This is a genomic window from Streptomyces sp. NPDC005803 (assembly GCF_040630435.1).
In the GTDB taxonomy this organism is placed as follows: Bacteria; Actinomycetota; Actinomycetes; order Streptomycetales; family Streptomycetaceae; genus Streptomyces.
The window spans coordinates 184,741-203,086 of sequence record NZ_JBEXXO010000012.1; the positions used below are offsets into that span (position 1 = coordinate 184,741).

Consider the following 18,346-nt stretch of genomic DNA (forward strand, 5'->3'; position numbering starts at 1 on the left):
AAACACCGCACAGCAAAGAGACGGGACATCGTCTCGCGGCTCAAGGGGATCGATGACTGAGTATGGCCGGGGCCCCGGCTCCGAACCGTGGCATCCCGAGGACCCCTTGTTTGGGGACCAGGGATGGGAAGGCCAGCAGCCTGCCCACGGCCAGGGCCAGTACGGCGGCCAGCAGCAGGACCCGTACGCCCAGCAGCAGCCGCAGGACCCGTACGGCCAGCAGCAGCCGCAGGACCCGTATGCCCAGTCGCATGACCCGTACGCCCCCCAGCACGACCCCTACGCGCAGCAGTACCAACAGCACCAGCAGCACCCGCAAGATCAGCAGCACCAACAGCACCAACAGCACCCGCAAGATCAGCAGCACCAGCAGGATCCGTACGCACAGCAGCCGCAGTACCAGCAGCAGCCCCCGTACGGCCAGCAGCAGGACCCGTATGCCCAGCAGCCTGCCTACGACGGCGGGTGGGACACCGGTCAGCAGGCCGCCGCGATGCCGTACGAGGGCCAGCCCGGCGCGTACGGCTACGGCGAGACGAACGACTACTACGGCACCCCCGAGGCCTACCCGCCGCCGCAGCCCCCGGGCCGCCGCGAGGCGGCGCCCCCACAGGCTCCCGAGCAGAACCCGGACTGGGACCCTGAGGTCCAGCCGGAGGAGACCCACTCGTTCTTCACGGGCGCGGACGACGGCGAAGCCAAGGACGACGAGGACGACGACGACCCCCGCGAGTCCCGCCGCGCTGACGGGGGAGGGGAGCGCCGCGGCAAGGGCAAGAAGAAGAAGGGCCGCAGCGGCTGCGCCTGCCTGGTCGTCTCCCTCGTCCTGGTCGGCGGCGTCGGCGGAGTGGGCTACTTCGGCTATTCGTTCTACAAGGACAAGTTCGGCTCGGCCCCCGACTACTCCGGCAGCGGTTCGGGGTCGGTCGAGATCGAGATCCCGAAGGGCGCGTACGGATACGACATCGGCAACATCCTGAAGAAGGCGGGTGTGGTCAAGAGCGTCGACGCGTTCGTCTCGGCCCAGAACGAGAACCCGAAGGGGAAGTCGATCCAGGCCGGGGTCTACCTGCTCCACGAGGAGATGTCCGCGTCCGAGGCCGTCAAGATGATGGTCGACCCGAAGAGCCAGAACCTTCTGGTGATTCCCGAGGGCACGCGCAACGTGGCCGTCTACGCGATGGTCGACAAGAAGCTGAACCTCAAGAAGGGCACGACCGAGGGCATCGCCAAGTCCAAGAAGTCCGACCTGGGCCTGCCCGACTGGGCGAGCACGAACAAGGACATCAAGGACCCGCTCGAAGGATTCCTCTATCCGGCGGCGTATCCGGTCACGAAGGCGACCAAGCCGGAGGCGCTCCTCAAGAAGATGGTTTCTCGGTCCAACGAGGAGTACGAAGAGCTCGACCTCGCGGGTGCGGCCAAGAAGCACAATCTGGACGGCCCCTGGCAGATGCTCACGGCAGCCAGTCTCGTCCAGGCAGAAGGCAAGACGCACGACGACTTCCGGAAGATGGCGGAAGTCATCTACAACCGGCTCAAGCCGACCAATACGGAGACGAACCAGTATCTTCAGTTCGACTCCTCGTTCAACTACCTCAATAAGCAGAGCAAGATCAATATCACCCTGGAAGAGATCCGGAAGAACAAGGATCCGTACAACACGTACACGAGACAGGGTCTTACCCCTGGCCCCATCGGGAACCCTGGAAACGAAGCCCTTGCCGCAGCCCTGAACCCGACGAAGGACGGATGGGTCTACTTCGTCGCCACCGACGGGCAGCACAAGACCGAGTTCGCCAAGACCTACGCCGAGTTCCTGAAGCTCAAGGAAAAGTTCGATGCCCTCGACTGACGGGCCCCGCCGGGTGGCCGTCCTCGGCTCGCCCATCGCCCACTCGCTCTCCCCGGTCCTGCACCGGGCCGCGTACGCCGCGCTCGGCCTCGACGGCTGGTCGTACGACCGGTTCGAGATCGACGAGCAGGCGCTGCCCGGCTTCGTCGAGGGCCTGGACGCCACCTGGGCCGGGCTCTCCCTCACCATGCCGCTCAAGCGGGCGATCATCCCGCTGCTGGACGAGGTCAGTGAGACGGCCGCTTCCGTCGAGGCCGTGAACACGGTCGTGTTCACCGGCGACGGCCGACGGGTCGGCGACAACACGGACATCCCCGGCATGATCGCCGCCCTGCGTGAGCGGGGGGTGGAGAAGGCCGAATCCGCCGCCGTCCTCGGCGCCGGAGCCACCGCCTCGTCCGCGCTCGCCGCGCTCTCGCAGATCTGCACGGGACCGGTCACGGCTTACGTCCGCAGTCGCGCGCGCGGTGACGAGATGCGCGGCTGGGGTGAGCGGCTCGGGACCGAGGTGCGCATCGCCGACTGGGCCGAGGCCGAGCAGGCACTGCACGCGCCCCTGGTCATCGCGACCACGCCGGCCGGGGCCACGGACGGGCTGACGGACGCCGTGCCGGAGCATCCGGGCACTCTCTTCGACGTGCTGTACGAGCCCTGGCCCACAGCCCTCGCATCCGTCTGGGCGGGCCATGGCGGGGCAGTCGTCGGAGGTCTTGACCTCCTGGTGCACCAGGCCGTCCTCCAGGTCGAGCAGATGACGGGCCGCTCGCCCGCCCCTCTGGCCCCCATGCGCCAGGCCGGCGAACAGGCGCTGGCCGCCCGCTGACCGCGCACCTCCCCGCCCCGCCCCCGTCCGTCTGCTGGACCGGCGGCGGGCCGGGGGGCCCGGTCGTGGGAGGATCGGGGGCGGCGGGCCAGGGCCGCGCACCCGGTCGCGCCGTCGCAGTTACAGGCGCGAGCATGAGGAGCACCGTTGAGCAGGTTGCGCTGGCTGACCGCCGGAGAGTCGCACGGCCCCGCACTGGTGGCGACGCTGGAGGGTCTTCCCGCCGGTATCCCCGTCACCACGGAGATGGTGGCGGACGCGCTCGCCAGGCGACGGCTCGGTTACGGGCGCGGAGCCCGGATGAAGTTCGAGAAGGACGAGGTCACCTTCCTCGGCGGCGTCCGGCACGGCCTCACCATGGGCTCGCCCGTCGCCGTGATGGTGGGCAACACCGAATGGCCCAAGTGGGAGCAGGTCATGTCGGCCGACCCGGTCGACCCCGAGGTGCTGGCCGCCCAGGCCCGCAACGCCCCGCTGACCCGCCCCCGGCCCGGCCACGCCGACCTCGCCGGCATGCAGAAGTACGGCTTCGACGAGGCCCGGCCGATCCTGGAGCGCGCCAGCGCCCGGGAGACCGCGGCCCGAGTCGCCCTCGGCGCCGTCGCCCGGTCGTACCTCAAGGAGACGGCCGGCATCGAGATCGTCAGCCACGTCGTGGAACTGGCGGCGGCCAAGGCGCCGTACGGGGTCTACCCGGTCCCCGCCGACGTCGAGAAGCTCGACGCCGACCCGGTGCGCTGCCTCGACGCCGACGCGAGCAAGCAGATGGTCGCCGAGATCGACCAGGCCCACAAGGACGGCGACACGCTCGGCGGCGTGGTCGAGGTGCTGGCGTACGGAGTGCCGGTCGGCCTCGGATCGCACGTGCACTGGGACCGCCGGCTCGACGCCCGCCTCGCCGCCGCGCTCATGGGCATCCAGGCCATCAAGGGCGTCGAGGTCGGCGACGGCTTCGACCTCGCCCGGGTGCCCGGCTCCAAGGCGCACGACGAGATCCTGGTGACGGACGACGGGATCAGGCGCGCCTCCGGCCGCGCCGGCGGCACCGAGGGCGGACTCAGCACCGGGGAGCTGCTGCGCGTGCGCGCCGCGATGAAGCCGATCGCGACCGTGCCGCGCGCCCTGGCCACGGTCGACGTGGTGACCGGCGAGCCGGCCAAGGCGCACCACCAGCGCTCCGATGTCTGTGCCGTTCCGGCGGCCGGCATCGTCGCCGAGGCGATGGTCGCGCTGGTGCTCGCCGACGCGGTCGCGGAGAAGTTCGGCGGGGACAGCGTCGCCGAGACCCACCGCAACGTCCAGTCGTACCTCGACCACCTCCAGATCCGATGAGCGGTCCGCTGATCGTCCTGGTCGGGCCGATGGGCGTCGGCAAGTCCACGGTCGGCGAGCTTCTCGCCGGCCGGCTGGGCACCGGCTACCGGGACACCGACGCCGATGTCGTCGCGACGGCCGGCAAGCCCATCGCCGAGATCTTCTACGACGAGGGCGAGGAACACTTCCGCGCCCTGGAGCGGGACGCCGTCCGGGCCGCCGTCGCCGAACACACGGGAGTCCTCTCGCTCGGCGGCGGCGCCGTGCTCGACGAGGCGACGCGCGCCCTGCTCGCGGACCACCCCGTCGTCTACCTCTCCATGGACGTCGACGAGGCGGTCAGGCGGGTCGGGCTCAACACCGCCCGCCCGCTGCTCGCCGTGAACCCGCGCCGGCAGTGGCGCGAGCTCATGGAGGCCCGTCGCCACCTCTACACGGAGGTGGCCCGCGCGGTCGTCGCGACCGACGAGCGCACACCGGAAGAGGTCGCCCAGGCGGTCCTCGACGCACTGGAGCTGCCGGACGCACCGTCCGGCCGGGAGACACGCATGACCGAGCAGGCACCCACCCGCATCCAGATCGCCGGCAGCGCGGGCACCGACCCGTACGAGGTGCTGATCGGCCGGCAGCTCCTCGGCGAGCTGCCCACGCTCATCGGCGACCGCGCGCAGCGCGTGGCGGTCCTGCACCCCGAGGCGCTCGCCGAGACCGGCGAGGCCGTCCGCCAGGACCTCGCGGACCAGGGCTACGAGGCCATCGCGATCCAGCTGCCCAACGCCGAGGAGGCCAAGACCGTCGAGGTCGCCGCCTACTGCTGGAAGGCGCTCGGCCAGACCGGCTTCACCCGCACCGACGTCATCGTCGGCATCGGCGGCGGCGCCACCACGGACGTCGCCGGCTTCGTCGCCGCCTCCTGGCTGCGCGGGGTGCGCTGGATCGCCGTACCCACGACCGTGCTCGGCATGGTCGACGCGGCCGTCGGCGGCAAGACCGGCATCAACACCGCCGAGGGCAAGAACCTCGTCGGCGCCTTCCACCCGCCGGCCGGGGTGCTCTGCGACCTGGCCGCGCTGGACTCGCTGCCGGTCCACGACTACGTCTCCGGCATGGCGGAGATCATCAAGGCCGGCTTCATCGCCGACCCGGTGATCCTCGACCTCGTCGAGGCGGACCCGCAGGGCGCCCGCACCCCGGCCGGACCGCACACCTCCGAGCTCATCGAGCGGGCCATCAGGGTCAAGGCCGAGGTCGTCTCCAGCGACCTCAAGGAGTCCGGACTCCGCGAGATCCTCAACTACGGGCACACGCTGGCCCACGCGATCGAGAAGAACGAGCGCTACAAGTGGCGCCACGGCGCCGCCGTCTCGGTCGGCATGGTCTTCGCCGCCGAACTGGGCCGCCTCGCCGGACGCCTGGACGACGCCACCGCCGACCGGCACCGCAGCGTCCTGGAGTCCGTCGGGCTGCCGCTCACCTACCGCGGCGACCAGTGGCCCAAGCTGCTGGAGAACATGAAGGTCGACAAGAAGTCCCGCGGCAACCTGCTGCGCTTCATCGTCCTGGACGGGCTCGGCAAGCCCGCCGTCCTGGAGGGCCCCGACCCGGCCGTGCTGCTCGCCGCCTACGGGGAGGTCTCCGCGTGAGCCGCCGGGTGTTCGTCCTCAACGGACCCAACCTCGGCCGCCTGGGCTCCCGGGAACCCGATGTCTACGGAGCCACCTCGTACGCCGGACTCGTCGAGACCTGCCGCACCCTCGGCAAGGAACTCGGCTTCGACGTCGACGTCCGGGAGACCAATGACGAGGGCGAGCTGATCCGCTGGCTCCACGAGGCCGCGGACGGTTCAATTCCGGTCGTTCTCAACCCGGGCGCCTTCACGCACTACTCGTACGGGATGCGGGACGCGGCCGCCCAGCGCACCGCCCCGCTGATCGAGGTGCACATCTCGAACCCGTACGCGCGGGAGGAATTCCGGCACAACTCCGTGGTCGCGCCGGTCGCCACCGGGACCGTGGCCGGATTCGGCATCGGCTCCTACCGGCTCGCCCTGCGCGCGCTCGCGGACGAACTGACGGACTGACGCACCACCGCACCGGAAGGCCGACTGGCCGACGGGGCACTGTGGGCCGCCCCCGGCCGTTGCCTCTGTGGCGGCCGGGGACGGTACGGTTGCCGTTCCACCAGCGCCAGTTGCCTGTACGAGACGGAGTGCCACCGGATGCAGCACGCAGTGGGGGCTCCGCTGCCGCCGCCCCAGGGACCCGGTAACGGGCCCGTCGGCTGGTCGCACCAGGCCCAGCACCCCGGCCACCCGGGCGCGCCGGTCCCGCCGGCCGGCCCGCCCGTTCAGCCCCCGCCCGGGCACCCGGGCCGGCCGCCGGCCGGCCCTCCCGGTCCACCGCCCGCCCCGCGCGGCCAGGGCTGGACCGGGCCCGCCCCCCACCAGGCGTCCGTCCCGGTCTCCAGGGAGACCACCGGCCACATCCAGCTGCCGCCCGGCGGGCCCGTGCCGCTGCCCGCACCGCCCGCCGGGCCCGGCACCGGCACCGCGACCCTCGCCGTGCTCCTGATCGGCCCGGCAGGCGCCGGGAAGACCACGGTGGCCAAGCTCTGGGCCGGCCGCCGCCGGGTCCCGACCGCCCACATCAGCCTCGACGACGTCCGCGAGTGGGTCTGCACCGGCTTCGCCGACCCGCAGGCGGGGTGGAACGACCAGTCCGAGGCCCAGTACCGCCTGGCCCGGCGCACCTGCGGCTTCGCGGCCCGCAATTTCCTGGCCAACGGCATCTCCTGCATCCTCGACGACGCGGTCTTCCCGGACCGGCCCGTCGTCGGCCTCGGCGGCTGGAAGCGCCACGTCGGCCCCGGCCTGCTCCCCGTCGTCCTGCTGCCGGGCCTGGAGGTCGTCCTCGAGCGCAACGCGGCCCGCAGCGGCAACCGCCGCCTCTCCGACGAGGAAGTCGCCCGGATCCACGGCCGGATGGCCGGCTGGTACGGCTCCGGTCTGCCGATCATCGACAACTCCACGTACGACGTGGAGACCACGGCCCGCGTCCTGGACGACGTGCTCGCCCGTTCCCTCGCCAGCCCTCCGGCCTGGTGAGCCCGCGCCCGGCAGGGCCGCCCGGCGGCTGAGGGACGGCCGCCCCCCGGTCGGGTGCGCTGGCCGGGCGGGCCCGCGCCCGCGCTCGTACGCTCGACGCATGTCAGAGGTGTACGCCGTCCGCCGCGGGCTGCTGCGCGACCGGTGCGCCGCCGTCGGATCCGCGGCCGCCCTGGTCTCCCGCCCCGCCAATGTCCGCTACCTGGCGGGCGGAGCGCCCCCGGGCGCCGTGCTGCTGCTCGGCCCCGACGAGGACGTCCTGCTCTGCCCGCGTTCCGTGGCCGGTGATCCGGCCGACGGGCGCACCGACGAACAGCTGCGGGTGGACCTGCTGCCGGTGGCCGGCGGTGATCCGGTGGTCGCCGCCGCGGATCTGGCCACCGCCGGCGGGGCGGAGTCCCTGGCCGTCGAGGAACACGACCTGACCGTCGCCCGGCACCGGGCCATGGCCGCGGTCGCCCCGAAGCTCCGGCTGGCCGACCTCGGCGCCAACGTCGAGCAGCTGCGCATCGTCAAGGACGAGGAGGAGATCGGCTGTCTGCGGATCGCCGCCGAGATCACCGATCAGGCGCTGGGCGAACTCCTCGAATCGATCCTGGTCGGCCGCACCGAGCGGCATCTCGCGCTCGAACTCGAACGCCGGCTGGTGGACCACGGCGCCGACGGACCCGCCTTCGCGACGTCCGTCGCCACCGGTCCCCACTCCGGCCAGGGCCGCCACCGCCCCTCGGACCGACGGGTCGAGGAAGGAGATTTCCTCTCCGTCTGCCTCGGCGCCAACTACCGCGGCTACCGGTGCGAGATCGGCCGCACCTTCGTCATCGGAACGGCGCCGGCCGACTGGCAGATCGAGCTCTACGACCTGGTTTTCGCCGCTCAGCGGGCCGGACGCGAGGCGCTCGTGCCCGGCGCCGCCTACCGTGACGTGGACCGTGCGGCCCGCCAGGTCCTGGACTCCGCGGGCCACGGTGAGGGCCTCGCACCCTGGACCGGGCACGGGGTCGGGCTCGAAATTGACGAGGACCCGCAGCTGGCACCTGCGGCCATGGGTAAACTGGACGCTTGTGTGCCGGTCACCGTCGAACCGGGGGTCCACCTCCCGGGCCGGGGCGGAGTCCGGATCGATGACACGCTCGTCGTGCGCCCAGAGGCGGACGGCGGACCCGAGCTACTCACCATTACGACCAAGGAGCTGCTCGCGCTCTAGGAGAACTCCTCACGGAGCCTCCGGCGCGCATCCTTGGCCGTTCCACCAGCTTCAGTCCAGGAGATTCCGCAACCGTGGCTTCCACGAACGACCTCAAGAACGGCCTGGTGCTCAAGCTCGACGGAGGCCAGCTCTGGTCCGTCGTCGAGTTCCAGCACGTCAAGCCCGGTAAGGGCCCGGCCTTCGTGCGCACCAAGCTCAAGAACGTGCTCTCCGGCAAGGTCGTCGACAAGACGTTCAACGCCGGCGTGAAGGTCGAAACGGCCACCATTGACCGGCGCGACATGCAGTTCTCGTACATGGACGGCGAGTACTTCGTCTTCATGGACATGGACACCTACGACCAGCTGATGGTCGACCGCAAGGCAGTCGGCGACGCCGCCAACTTCCTGATCGAGGGCTTCACCGCCTCCGTCGCCCAGCACGAGGGCGAGGTGCTCTACGTCGAGCTGCCGGCCGCCGTCGAGCTGACGATCCAGCACACGGACCCGGGCGTCCAGGGCGACCGGTCCACCGGTGGCACCAAGCCCGCCACCCTGGAGACCGGCTACGAGATCGGCGTCCCGCTCTTCATCACCACCGGTGAGAAGATCAAGGTCGACACCCGCTCGGGCGATTACCTCGGCCGGGTGAACAGCTAACCGTGGCTGCCCGGAATACGGCCCGCAAGCGCGCCTTCCAGATCCTCTTCGAGGCCGACCAGCGCGGTGAGTCCGTGCAGACGGTCCTCGCGGACTGGGTCCGGCACTCGCGGTCCGACACCCGTCAGCCGCCGGTCACCGAGTACACGATGGAGCTCGTCGAGGGGTACGCGCAGTACGCGGACCGGATCGACGACCTCATCGTCACCTACGCCGTGGACTGGGAGATCGACCGCATGCCGGTCGTCGACCGGAACATCCTGCGGCTCGGTGCGTACGAGCTGATCTGGGTGGACGCGACACCGGACGCGGTGGTGATCGACGAGGCGGTGCAGATCGCCAAGGAGTTCTCCACCGACGACTCCCCGTCCTTCGTGAACGGCCTGCTGGCCCGTTTCAAGGAGCTCAAGCCGAACCTTCGCCGGGAGCAGTAGCCCGGCGGTGTTCTGCCGACGAAGGGCCCACGGCCACCGGCCGTGGGCCCTTCGGCATGCCCGGCCCCTTGGCATTGCCGGCATGGCCGGCTGGCCGGGAGCTGCCCGGAAAACGGAAACGCCGGGTCCGGCGGGGCGCCCGGGAAGGGCCCCGCCGACCCGGCGGTACGTTTCTGCTGGGGTGGTCAGCCCTCGTCGTGAGCGACCGCGCGGCGCGCGTCCGCGTCCAGGACGCCCCAGCTGATCAGCTGCTCCGTGAGCACGGACGGCGACTGGTCGTAGATCACGGCCAGCGTCCGCAGGTCGTCCTGGCGGATCGAGAGCACCTTGCCGTTGTAGTCGCCGCGCTGGCTCTGGATCGTCGCCGCGTAGCGCTGGAGGGGTCCGGCCTTCTCCGGCGGGACGTGGGCGAGGCGCTCCAGCTGGAGCACGAGCTTCGGCGGCGGCTCGGCGGCCCCGCCGGGCGTCGTGCCGGGCAGGAGCTCCTGCACCGGAACGCCGTAGAAGTCCGCCAGCTCGGCAAGGCGCTGCACGGTCACGGCACGGTCGCCGCGCTCGTACGAGCCGACCACGACGGCCTTCCAGCGGCCCTGGGACTTCTCCTCCACGCCGTGGAGGGAGAGGCCCTGCTGGGTGCGGATGGCGCGGAGCTTGGCCCCGAGCTGTTTTGCGTATTCGCTGGACATAAGGCTCCCCGGACGCTGGAACATTGTGCGGCTCCGCCGCGTGGCTGGTAACTCACTGTGAGGTTACGCAGCGTTACTTGGGTGCGTCAAGCTGAATGGTCCGGACCGACACCTCCCGGGGGTGGGACAAGGGCCCTGCTCAGGCCCTGGTAACGTGGATGACGCAATTTCGACGTCCTTTAAGATCCGTCCAGTGAGGCGGAGAAGGAGGTCCGTTTCTTATGGACGCACAGCACGACGCCACCGGCAATGCGGCACGCCCCGTTCTCGAGGCTCCCGACATCGCCCGGGTACTGACCCGCATCGCCCACGAGATCGTCGAACGCGCCAAGGGCGCCGACGACGTGGTGCTCCTCGGCATCCCGACCCGGGGCGTCTTCCTCGCCCGCCGGCTCGCCGACAAGCTCGAAGAGATCACCGGCCGGAAAATGCCGGTCGGGTCGCTCGACATCACCATGTACCGCGACGACCTGCGGCTGCGCCCCGCGCGCGCCCTGGCCCGCACCGAGATCCCCGGCGAGGGCATCGAAGGCCGCCTGGTCGTTCTCGTCGACGACGTGCTCTTCTCCGGCCGCACGATCCGCGCCGCACTCGACGCGCTCGGCGACATCGGCCGGCCCCGCGCGGTACAGCTCGCGGTCCTCGTCGACCGAGGGCACCGCGAACTCCCGATCCGTGCCGACTACGTCGGCAAGAACCTCCCCACGTCGCTGCGGGAGACGGTCAAGGTCCAGCTCGCCGAGGAGGACGGCCGTGACGCCGTGCTGCTCGGGGTCGAGCAGGCCGCCCCGGCGGTCGAGCGCTAGCTGCCCTCCCGTACGGCCCACCAGCCGTACGGCGGCTTCCGCACGCCCGCACGCCTGAACCCTCCAGCCACCCGGAGAACACCCAGATGAAGCGTCACCTCATCTCGGCCGCCGACCTCACCCGCGACGACGCCGTCCTGATCCTCGACACCGCCGAGGAGATGGCCAGGGTCGCGGACCGGCCGATCAAGAAGCTCCCGACCCTGCGCGGCCGTACCGTCGTCAACCTCTTCTTCGAGGACTCGACGCGGACCCGCATCTCCTTCGAGGCGGCGGCCAAGCGGCTGTCCGCCGACGTCATCAACTTCTCCGCCAAGGGATCCTCGGTGTCCAAGGGCGAATCGCTCAAGGACACCGCCCTGACCCTGGAGGCGATGGGCGCGGACGCCGTCGTCATCCGGCATGGCGCCTCCGGCGCCCCGTACCGCCTGGCCACCTCCGGCTGGATCGACGGCGCGGTCGTCAACGCGGGCGACGGGACGCACGAGCACCCCACCCAGGCCCTCTTGGACGCCTTCACCATGCGCCGCAGGCTGGTCGGGGCCGACGCCGGGCTCGGCAAGGACCTCGACGGCCGCCGGATCACGATCGTCGGCGACATCCTGCACAGCCGGGTCGCCCGCTCCAACGTCCATCTGCTGACCACCCTCGGCGCCCACGTCACCCTGGTGGCCCCGCCCACCCTCGTCCCGGTCGGGGTCGAACAGTGGCCCTGCGACATCAGCTACAGCCTCGACGAGGTGCTGCCGGAGTCGGACGCGGTGATGATGCTTCGTGTGCAGCGTGAGCGGATGAACGCCGCGTACTTCCCGACCGAGCGCGAGTACTCCCGCCGCTACGGCCTGGACGGCGAGCGGATGGCGAAGATGCCCGAGCACGCCGTCGTCATGCACCCCGGCCCGATGGTCCGCGGCATGGAGATCACCGCCGAGGTCGCCGACTCCGACCGGTGCACGGTCGTCGAGCAGGTCGCCAACGGCGTGTCGATCCGGATGGCCGTGCTCTACCTGCTGCTCGGCGGCTCCGAGCCCGCCGCCCCCGCCGTTCACGCCCGTACCGAGGAGAGCAAGTAACCATGAGCAAGATCATTATCCGCGGCGCGAAGATCCTCGGCGGCGAACCCCAGGACGTCCTCATCGACGGCGAGACCATCGCGGCGGTCGGCACCGGGCTCGACGCCGGCGACGCCACCGTGATCGAGGCGGCGGGCCAGATCCTGCTGCCCGGGCTGGTCGACCTCCACACCCACCTGCGCGAGCCCGGCCGCGAGGACTCCGAGACCGTCCTGACCGGCACCAAGGCCGCCGCGGTCGGCGGCTTCACCGCCGTGCACGCCATGGCCAACACCTTCCCGGTCGCCGACACCGCCGGCGTCGTCGAGCAGGTCTGGCGGCTCGGCAAGGAGTCCGGCTACTGCGACGTGCAGCCCATCGGCGCCGTCACCGTCGGCCTGGAGGGCAAGCAGCTCGCCGAACTCGGGGCCATGCACGATTCGGCCGCCGGAGTGAAGGTCTTCTCCGACGACGGCAAGTGCGTCGACGACGCGGTGATCATGCGCCGCGCCCTGGAGTACGTGAAGGCGTTCGACGGGGTCGTCGCCCAGCACGCCCAGGAGCCCCGCCTCACCGAGGGCGCCCAGATGAACGAGGGCATCGTCTCGGCCGAGCTCGGTCTCGGCGGCTGGCCCGCCGTCGCCGAGGAGTCGATCATCGCCCGCGACGTCCTGCTCGCCGCGCACGTCGGCTCCCGGGTGCACATCTGCCACCTGTCGACCGCCGGCTCCGTCGAGATCGTCCGCTGGGCCAAGTCCAAGGGCTGGAACGTCACCGCCGAGGTCACCCCGCACCACCTGCTCCTCACCGACGAGCTCGTACGGTCCTACAACCCGGTCTACAAGGTGAACCCGCCGCTGCGCACCGAGGCCGACGTCATGGCCCTGCGCGAGGCCCTCGCCGACGGCACCATCGACTGCGTCGCCACCGACCACGCCCCGCACCCGCACGAGGACAAGGACTGCGAGTGGGCCGCGGCCGCCATGGGCATGGTGGGCCTGGAGACCGCGCTCTCCGTCGTCCAGCAGACGATGGTGGAGACCGGACTGATCGACTGGGCCGGCGTCGCCGACCGCATGTCCGTCCGCCCCGCCGCCATCGGCCGCCTCGACGGACACGGCCGGCCCGTCTCGGAGGGCGAGCCCGCCAACCTCACTCTGGTCGATCCGGCATACCGTGGAGTCGTGGACCCCGCGGGCTTCGCCTCCCGCAGCCGTAACACCCCCTACGAGGGGCGCGAGCTGCCGGGCCGAGTGACGCACACCTTCCTGCGGGGCCGTGCCACGGTCGTCGACGGGAAGCTCGCGTGACAACACTCAGCCCTACCTCTCAGCTGTACCACCTGGCCGCCGAGCAGAAGTCGGCGGACGTGACCGACTGGTCGGCCCGCATCAGCTGGGTGATCGGCCTGATCGTCCTCATCGCCTTCGTCTACTGGCTGATGCGCCAGGGATGGAAGTGGCGCGGCAGCCTCCAGTCCGGTCTCTCCGACCTGGCGGCCACCCCGGAAGGCTTCGCTGACGGCGAGAAGCTGCTCACGCTGACCGGTCGCTACCACGCCTCGACGACGGCCGGACAGTGGCTCGACCGCATCGTCGCCCACGGCCTCGGCACCCGCAGCCGCGTCGAACTCACCCTCACCGAGCAGGGCCTCGACGTCCACCGGCCCGGCGCGACGGACTTCTTCGTCCCCGCGGCCGACCTGCGCGGCGCCCGGACCGACAAGGCACTCGCCGGCAAGGTCCTGCCCGAGGGCGGCCTGCTGGTCATCACCTGGGCGCTCGGCGACCAGCTGATCGACTCCGGCTTCCGCTCCGACCGCTCGGCCGAACACCTGGCCTGGGTCGAAGCCGTCAACCACCTCACCAGCACTACGGAAGGCACCGCACGATGACGATCTCCACCCGGGGAGCCGCCAAAGCTCCCGCCGTACTCGTCCTGGAGGACGGCCGCTCCTTCCGCGGCCGCGCCTACGGGGCCGTGGGGGAGACCTTCGGCGAGGCGGTGTTCTCCACCGGCATGACCGGCTACCAGGAAACCCTGACCGACCCCTCCTACCACCGCCAGGTCGTCGTGATGACCGCCCCGCACGTCGGCAACACCGGTGTGAACGACGAGGACCCCGAGTCGAAGCGGATCTGGGTCGCCGGCTACGTCGTCCGCGACCCCGCGCGCGTGCCCTCCAACTGGCGCTCCCGCCGGTCCCTGGACGAGGAGCTCGCGAGCCAGGGCGTCGTCGGCATCAGCGGCATCGACACCCGCGCGCTCACCCGCCACCTGCGCGAGCGCGGCGCGATGCGCGTCGGCATCTTCTCCGGTGACGCCGTCGCCGACGAGAACACGATGCTCGACCGGGTGCGCCGGGCCCCCCAGATGAAGGGGGCCGACCTCTCGGCCGAGGTCGCCACCAAGGAGGCGTACGTCGTCCCCGCGATCGGCACGAAGAAGTTCACCGTCGCCGCGGTCGACCTCGGCATCAAGGGCATGACCCCGCACCGGCTGGCCGAACGCGGCATCGAGGTGCACGTCCTGCCCGCCACCGCGACGCTGGAGGAGGTGTACGCGGTGAAGCCCGACGGCGTCTTCTTCTCCAACGGCCCCGGCGACCCGTCCACCGCCGACCACCCCGTCTCCGTCATGCAGGGCGTCCTGGAGCGCGAGACCCCGCTCTTCGGCATCTGCTTCGGCAACCAGATCCTGGGCCGCGCGCTCGGCTTCGGCACGTACAAGCTGAAGTACGGCCACCGCGGCATCAACCAGCCCGTGCAGGACCGCTCGACCGGCAAGGTCGAGGTCACCGCGCACAACCACGGCTTCGCCGTGGACGCCCCGCTCGACAAGGTCTCCGAGACCGCCTACGGGCGCGCCGAGGTCTCCCACGTCTGCCTGAACGACCAGGTGGTCGAGGGCCTCCAGCTCCTCGACCGGCCGGCCTTCAGCGTCCAGTACCACCCGGAGGCAGCAGCCGGCCCGCACGACGCCGCCTACCTCTTCGACCGCTTCGTATCCCTGATGGAGGACCAGCGTGCCTAAGCGCTCCGATATCCAGTCCGTCCTGGTCATCGGCTCCGGTCCGATCGTCATCGGGCAGGCCGCCGAGTTCGACTACTCCGGCACCCAGGCCTGCCGCGTCCTCAAGGCCGAGGGCCTGCGCGTCATCCTGGTGAACTCCAACCCGGCGACGATCATGACCGACCCGGAGATCGCCGACGCCACGTACGTCGAGCCGATCACCCCCGAGTTCGTCGAGAAGATCATCGCCAAGGAGCGCCCCGACGCGCTGCTCCCGACCCTCGGCGGCCAGACCGCGCTCAACACCGCGATCTCCATGCACGAGAACGGCGTCCTGGAGAAGTACGGCGTCGAGCTCATCGGCGCCAACGTCGAGGCCATCAACAAGGGCGAGGACCGCGACCTCTTCAAGGGCGTCGTCGAAGCCGTCAAGGCGAAGATCGGCTACGGCGAGTCCGCCCGCTCGGTCATCTGCCACACCATGGACGACGTCATCAAGGGCGTCGACACCCTGGGCGGCTACCCCGTCGTCGTCCGCCCCTCCTTCACCATGGGCGGCGCCGGCTCCGGCTTCGCCCACGACGAGGAGGAGCTGCGCCGCATCGCCGGACAGGGCCTCACGCTCTCCCCGACCACCGAGGTGCTCCTGGAGGAGTCCATCCTCGGCTGGAAGGAGTACGAGCTGGAGCTGATGCGCGACAAGAACGACAACGTCGTGGTCGTCTGCTCCATCGAGAACTTCGACCCGATGGGCGTCCACACGGGTGACTCGATCACCGTCGCCCCGTCGATGACGCTCACCGACCGCGAGTACCAGCGGCTGCGCGACATCGGCATCGCGATCATCCGCGAGGTCGGCGTCGACACCGGCGGCTGCAACATCCAGTTCGCCATCGACCCGGCCGACGGCCGCGTCATCGTGATCGAGATGAACCCGCGCGTCTCCCGTTCCTCGGCGCTCGCGTCGAAGGCCACCGGCTTCCCGATCGCCAAGATCGCCGCCAAGCTGGCCGTCGGCTACACGCTCGACGAGATCCCCAACGACATCACCGAGAAGACGCCGGCCTCCTTCGAGCCGTCCCTCGACTACGTCGTGGTCAAGGCCCCGCGCTTCGCCTTCGAGAAGTTCCCCTCCGCCGACTCCACCCTCACCACCACCATGAAGTCCGTGGGCGAGGCCATGGCGATCGGCCGGAACTTCACCGAGGCGCTGCAGAAGGCACTGCGCTCCCTGGAGAAGAAGGGCTCGCAGTTCGACTTCACCGGCGAGCCCGGCGACAAGGCCGAGCTGCTGGCCGCGGCCGTCCGCCCGACCGACGGCCGGATCAACACCGTCATGCAGGCGATCCGGGCCGGCGCCACCCAGGAAGAGGTCTTCGACTCCACGAAGATCGACCCCTGGTTCGTCGACCAGCTCTTCCTCATCAAGGAGATCGCCGACGAGCTGGCCGCCGCCGACGAGCTCGACCCCGCGCTGCTGGCCGAGGCCAAGCGGCACGGCTTCTCGGACGTCCAGATCGCCGGGATCCGCGGCCTGCGCGAGGACGTCGTGCGCGAGGTGCGGCACGCGCTCGGCATCCGCCCGGTCTACAAGACGGTCGACACCTGCGCCGCCGAGTTCGCGGCGAGGACGCCGTACTTCTACTCCTCCTACGACGAGGAGAGCGAGGTAGCCTCCCGCACCAAGCCCGCGGTGATCATCCTCGGCTCCGGCCCCAACCGCATCGGCCAGGGCATCGAGTTCGACTACTCCTGCGTCCACGCCTCGTTCGCCCTGAGCGACGCGGGCTACGAGACCGTGATGGTCAACTGCAACCCGGAGACGGTCTCCACCGACTACGACACCTCCGACCGCCTGTACTTCGAGCCGCTGACGCTCGAGGACGTGCTGGAGATCGTGCACGCCGAGTCCCTCGCGGGCCCCATCGCCGGAGTCATCGTGCAGCTCGGCGGCCAGACCCCGCTGGGCCTGGCGCAGGCGCTCAAGGACAACGGCGTGCCCGTCGTCGGCACCTCCCCGGAGGCGATCCACGCCGCCGAGGACCGCGGCGCCTTCGGCCGCGTCCTGGCCGAGGCCGGCCTGCCCGCCCCGAAGCACGGCACCGCCACCACCTTCGCCGAGGCCAAGGCCATCGCCGACGAGATCGGCTACCCCGTCCTCGTCCGCCCGTCCTACGTGCTGGGCGGACGCGGCATGGAGATCGTGTACGACGAGACCCGGCTCTCCTCGTACATCGCCGAGTCCACCGAGATCAGCCCCACCCGGCCGGTCCTGGTCGACCGCTTCCTCGACGACGCCATCGAGATCGACGTCGACGCCCTCTACGACGGCACCGAGCTCTACCTCGGCGGCGTCATGGAGCACATCGAGGAAGCCGGCATCCACTCCGGCGACTCCGCCTGCGCACTGCCCCCGATCACGCTCGGCGGCTACGACATCAAGCGGCTGCGCGCCTCCACCGAGGGCATCGCCAAGGGCGTCGGCGTACGCGGACTGATCAACATCCAGTTCGCGCTCTCCGGCGACATCCTCTACGTCCTCGAAGCCAACCCGCGCGCCTCCCGCACCGTCCCCTTCACCTCGAAGGCGACCGCGGTCCCGCTCGCCAAGGCCGCCGCCCGCATCTCGCTGGGCGCGACCGTCGCGGAACTGCGTGAGGAGGGCCTGCTGCCGAAGCAGGGCGACGGCGGCACCCTGCCGCTGGACGCGCCGATCTCCGTCAAGGAGGCCGTCATGCCGTGGTCGCGCTTCCGCGACATCCACGGCCGCGGCGTCGACACGGTCCTCGGCCCGGAGATGCGCTCCACCGGCGAGGTCATGGGCATCGACTCGGTCTTCGGCACGGCGTACGCCAAGTCGCAGGCCGGCGCCTACGGCCCGCTGCCCACCAAAGGCCGCGCCTTCATCTCCGTCGCCAACCGCGACAAGCGCTCGATGATCTTCCCGGCCCGCGAGCTGGTCGCCCACGGCTTCGAGCTGATGGCCACCTCCGGTACGGCCGAGGTGCTCAAGCGCAACGGGATCAGCGCGACCGTCGTGCGCAAGCAGTCCGAGGGCGAAGGCCCCGACGGCGAGAGGACGATCGTCCAGCTGATCCACGACGGCGAGGTCGACCTCATCGTCAACACGCCGTACGGAACCGGCGGCCGGCTCGACGGCTACGAGATCCGCACCGCGGCCGTCGCCCGCTCCGTGCCCTGCCTCACCACGGTCCAGGCGCTCGCCGCGGCCGTGCAGGGCATCGACGCCCTCAACCACGGAGACGTGGGAGTCCGTTCCCTCCAGGAACACGCGGAGCATCTGACCGCAGCGCGCGACTAGCAGCCCAGAGGGGGACACCGGAAACGGTGTCCCCCTCTTCGCGAGAACACCCACGCGCGACACCGACGCTCCGTGAGAACCCCGAGGACAC

At 70.8% G+C, this 18,346-nt stretch carries 16 protein-coding genes; 15 read left to right on the forward strand and 1 reads right to left on the reverse strand.

From position 1 onward, the window contains the following. Window positions 1-52 precede the first annotated feature (52 nt). From mltG to nusB, 9 genes are all read left to right on the forward strand, one after another. A complete protein-coding gene (mltG, locus tag ABZ454_RS19095; protein ID WP_359539338.1) occupies window positions 53-1,855 on the forward strand; it encodes an endolytic transglycosylase MltG in 1,803 nt (600 codons plus the stop codon). Continuing rightward, on the forward strand, window positions 1,842-2,678 hold the full coding sequence (locus ABZ454_RS19100) for a shikimate dehydrogenase (RefSeq protein WP_359539339.1): 837 nt from the start codon (window positions 1,842-1,844) through the stop codon (window positions 2,676-2,678). The genes mltG and ABZ454_RS19100 overlap by 14 nt, the downstream gene beginning before the upstream one ends. Before the next feature lie 147 nt (window positions 2,679-2,825). After that, on the forward strand, window positions 2,826-4,010 hold the full coding sequence (aroC, locus tag ABZ454_RS19105; RefSeq protein ID WP_359539341.1) for a chorismate synthase: 1,185 nt from the start codon (window positions 2,826-2,828) through the stop codon (window positions 4,008-4,010). Beyond that, window positions 4,007-5,635 (forward strand): 3-dehydroquinate synthase, encoded by a 1,629-nt coding sequence (gene aroB / locus ABZ454_RS19110; RefSeq protein ID WP_356322777.1) that lies wholly within the window; start codon window positions 4,007-4,009, stop codon window positions 5,633-5,635. The genes aroC and aroB overlap by 4 nt, the downstream gene beginning before the upstream one ends. Beyond that, a complete protein-coding gene (gene aroQ, locus ABZ454_RS19115; RefSeq protein WP_356322776.1) occupies window positions 5,632-6,072 on the forward strand; it encodes a type II 3-dehydroquinate dehydratase in 441 nt (146 codons plus the stop codon). Before aroB ends, aroQ begins: the two co-directional genes overlap by 4 nt. Window positions 6,073-6,210: 138 nt before the next feature. Continuing rightward, window positions 6,211-7,095, forward strand: coding sequence for a Pro-rich N-terminal domain-containing protein (locus ABZ454_RS19120; protein ID WP_359539343.1), 885 nt, complete (start codon window positions 6,211-6,213; stop codon window positions 7,093-7,095). Between the two features lie 100 nt (window positions 7,096-7,195). Continuing rightward, window positions 7,196-8,302: an aminopeptidase P family protein gene (locus tag ABZ454_RS19125; RefSeq protein ID WP_356322774.1), complete on the forward strand. Its 1,107-nt coding sequence runs from the start codon at window positions 7,196-7,198 to the stop codon at window positions 8,300-8,302. 74 nt (window positions 8,303-8,376) lie between these two features. Beyond that, on the forward strand, window positions 8,377-8,943 hold the full coding sequence (efp, locus tag ABZ454_RS19130; protein ID WP_311313502.1) for an elongation factor P: 567 nt from the start codon (window positions 8,377-8,379) through the stop codon (window positions 8,941-8,943). A gap of 2 nt (window positions 8,944-8,945) precedes the next feature. Then, window positions 8,946-9,377: a transcription antitermination factor NusB gene (gene nusB, locus ABZ454_RS19135; protein ID WP_266776532.1), complete on the forward strand. Its 432-nt coding sequence runs from the start codon at window positions 8,946-8,948 to the stop codon at window positions 9,375-9,377. A gap of 185 nt (window positions 9,378-9,562) precedes the next feature. Here the strand turns inward: nusB and bldD are convergent, their stop codons facing one another. Next, a complete protein-coding gene (gene bldD, locus ABZ454_RS19140; RefSeq protein WP_018103903.1) occupies window positions 9,563-10,063 on the reverse strand; it encodes a transcriptional regulator BldD in 501 nt (166 codons plus the stop codon). A 221-nt stretch (window positions 10,064-10,284) separates the two neighbouring features. On the opposite strand from bldD, the gene pyrR reads away from it, so the two are divergent. From pyrR to carB, 6 genes are all read left to right on the forward strand, one after another. Next, the gene (gene pyrR / locus ABZ454_RS19145; RefSeq protein ID WP_359539345.1) at window positions 10,285-10,869 is read left to right on the forward strand and encodes a bifunctional pyr operon transcriptional regulator/uracil phosphoribosyltransferase PyrR; all 585 of its coding nucleotides are present in this window, start codon (window positions 10,285-10,287) and stop codon (window positions 10,867-10,869) included. A gap of 86 nt (window positions 10,870-10,955) precedes the next feature. Continuing rightward, entirely contained in the window at window positions 10,956-11,942 is a 987-nt protein-coding gene (locus ABZ454_RS19150) for an aspartate carbamoyltransferase catalytic subunit (RefSeq protein WP_356322773.1), read from the forward strand. Window positions 11,943-11,944: 2 nt separating this feature from the next. Then, on the forward strand, window positions 11,945-13,231 hold the full coding sequence (locus tag ABZ454_RS19155) for a dihydroorotase (RefSeq protein WP_356322771.1): 1,287 nt from the start codon (window positions 11,945-11,947) through the stop codon (window positions 13,229-13,231). Beyond that, window positions 13,228-13,815, forward strand: a complete 588-nt coding sequence (locus ABZ454_RS19160) for a hypothetical protein (RefSeq protein WP_356322770.1) — start codon at window positions 13,228-13,230, stop codon at window positions 13,813-13,815. The genes ABZ454_RS19155 and ABZ454_RS19160 overlap by 4 nt, the downstream gene beginning before the upstream one ends. Beyond that, window positions 13,812-14,954, forward strand: coding sequence for a glutamine-hydrolyzing carbamoyl-phosphate synthase small subunit (carA, locus tag ABZ454_RS19165; protein WP_356322769.1), 1,143 nt, complete (start codon window positions 13,812-13,814; stop codon window positions 14,952-14,954). Before ABZ454_RS19160 ends, carA begins: the two co-directional genes overlap by 4 nt. Next, window positions 14,947-18,255: a carbamoyl-phosphate synthase large subunit gene (gene carB / locus ABZ454_RS19170; RefSeq protein WP_359539348.1), complete on the forward strand. Its 3,309-nt coding sequence runs from the start codon at window positions 14,947-14,949 to the stop codon at window positions 18,253-18,255. The genes carA and carB overlap by 8 nt, the downstream gene beginning before the upstream one ends. Window positions 18,256-18,346: the final 91 nt, after the last annotated feature.

Coding starts and splice junctions, on each gene's coding strand:
- ABZ454_RS19125 (WP_356322774.1), top strand. CDS start 7,196: ATGTCAGAGGTGTACGCCGTCCGCCGCGGGCTGCTGCGCGACCGGTGC.
- ABZ454_RS19120 (WP_359539343.1), top strand. CDS start 6,211: ATGCAGCACGCAGTGGGGGCTCCGCTGCCGCCGCCCCAGGGACCCGGT.
- carA (WP_356322769.1), top strand. CDS start 13,812: ATGACGATCTCCACCCGGGGAGCCGCCAAAGCTCCCGCCGTACTCGTC.
- pyrR (WP_359539345.1), top strand. CDS start 10,285: ATGGACGCACAGCACGACGCCACCGGCAATGCGGCACGCCCCGTTCTC.
- ABZ454_RS19150 (WP_356322773.1), top strand. CDS start 10,956: ATGAAGCGTCACCTCATCTCGGCCGCCGACCTCACCCGCGACGACGCC.
- ABZ454_RS19100 (WP_359539339.1), top strand. CDS start 1,842: ATGCCCTCGACTGACGGGCCCCGCCGGGTGGCCGTCCTCGGCTCGCCC.
- ABZ454_RS19155 (WP_356322771.1), top strand. CDS start 11,945: ATGAGCAAGATCATTATCCGCGGCGCGAAGATCCTCGGCGGCGAACCC.
- bldD (WP_018103903.1), bottom strand. CDS start 10,063: ATGTCCAGCGAATACGCAAAACAGCTCGGGGCCAAGCTCCGCGCCATC.
- mltG (WP_359539338.1), top strand. CDS start 53: ATGACTGAGTATGGCCGGGGCCCCGGCTCCGAACCGTGGCATCCCGAG.
- aroB (WP_356322777.1), top strand. CDS start 4,007: ATGAGCGGTCCGCTGATCGTCCTGGTCGGGCCGATGGGCGTCGGCAAG.